General features: G+C 70.1%; 2 protein-coding genes. Both read right to left on the reverse strand.

Annotation, left to right across the window (positions count from 1 at the left end; translation table 11 throughout):
- Window positions 1-282 (reverse strand): ATP-binding cassette domain-containing protein (locus J0A65_RS23430; RefSeq protein ID WP_206596694.1); only part of this gene is annotated, 282 nt, incomplete at its 3' end.
- Window positions 275-1,237, reverse strand: coding sequence for an HlyD family secretion protein (locus J0A65_RS23435; RefSeq protein WP_206596695.1), 963 nt, complete (start codon window positions 1,235-1,237; stop codon window positions 275-277). The genes J0A65_RS23430 and J0A65_RS23435, both read right to left, overlap by 8 nt.
- Between the last annotated feature and the right edge of the window lie 154 nt (window positions 1,238-1,391).

A 1,391-nucleotide genomic window follows, 5' to 3' on the forward strand; every position in this document is an offset into this window, starting at 1 on the left:
CGTCAGGTCCTCGTACAGCGAGAACTTCTGCGTCATGTAGCCGAATCGTCGCATGAGCGCTTCGGCATCCTGCGGAATCCGGTAGCCCAGCACCTCGATCTCTCCCGCGCTGGGCAGCAGCAGACCGCAGAGCATGCGGATGGTGGTCGACTTGCCGCAGCCGTTGGGACCGAGGAAGCCGAACACCTCGGCGCGTTCGACGCGCAGGTCGAGGCCGTCGACGGCGGTCAGATCGCCGAAGCGCTTGCTCAGGCCGCTGGCGCGGATCACCGTCTCACTCATCGTCGCTACGCTCCGCCTGCAGCGGCAGGCCGGCTGGCAGATCGCGGGCCTCGTCACCCAGCAGCACGGCTTCGGCGCGGTAGGTCAGGCGGCTGGCGTCATCACCGTTGAGGGCGTAGTAGGGGGTGAAGCTGGCTTCGCTGGCGATGCTGCGGATGCGTGCCTGCAGCGGTCGTTCATGACCTTCGACCCGGACCCGCAGGGTAGCGCCGACGGCCAGCGTCGGGCGTACCGAGGCGGGAATGAACAGGCGCGCATAGGGCGCCTCGCCGACCAGCAGGCTGACCAGTTCCGCGTTCATCGGTGGCTGATCGCCGGGGTGGAACGGCAGGGCGTCGACGCGACCGGCGCGCGGCGCATGCAGGCTCAGGTGCTCGCGGTCCAGGCGTAGTCGCTCCAGCTGCGCGGTGGCGGCTTCGACGGCGGCGTTGGCCTGTTCGACCTGCTCCGGGCGAGTGCCGTTGGTCAGTTCGCGCAGGCGGGCGGCGCTGGCCTCGCTGGCGGCCACCAGGCGGTCGCGGGTAGCGCGGGCGCGGTCACGCTCGGCCACGGCGACCTGGCCACGGGCATACAGGGCGCTGATGCGGCGTTCGTCGCGCACGGCTTCGTCACGTTCGGCCCTGGCCTGCTGGAGGCTGGCGCTGGCGGCCTGGATCTGTTCGATACGTGCGCCGTTGCTCAGTTCTTCCAGGCGGGCTTTGGCCTGGTTCAGCTCGGCCTCGGCCTGACGGACGCGGGCGTCCAGCCGGCGCGGGTCGAGCTCCAGCAGCAACTGGCCGGACACGACCTGCTCGCCTTCGCTGACCTTCCACTCCAGCACGCGCTCCGAGACCTCGGCAGGCAGGCCGATGCGGTCCCACTCCAGGGTGCCCAGCAGCGGTTGCTGCGCCGGTTCGTTGCAGGCGGCCAGTGGCAGCATGAGCAGCAGGCAGAGCAGTCGTCGATCAATGGCCATCGGGCACCTCCAGTCCATGGGCGAACAGCGCCAGGGTGTGCTCGACCATCCTCTGGTCGGCGATCTCGGCGCTGGCGAAGATGCCGCGCCAGAGCGGGGCGGCGGCGTAGGGCAGCATGGTGGCGCCGATCAGCGAGACCACCAGCAGGCGAGG

This window comes from Bowmanella yangjiangensis (assembly GCF_017255015.1).
GTDB lineage: Bacteria > Pseudomonadota > Gammaproteobacteria > Enterobacterales > Alteromonadaceae > Bowmanella > Bowmanella yangjiangensis.

Coding starts and splice junctions, on each gene's coding strand:
- J0A65_RS23435 (WP_206596695.1), bottom strand. CDS start 1,237: ATGGCCATTGATCGACGACTGCTCTGCCTGCTGCTCATGCTGCCACTG.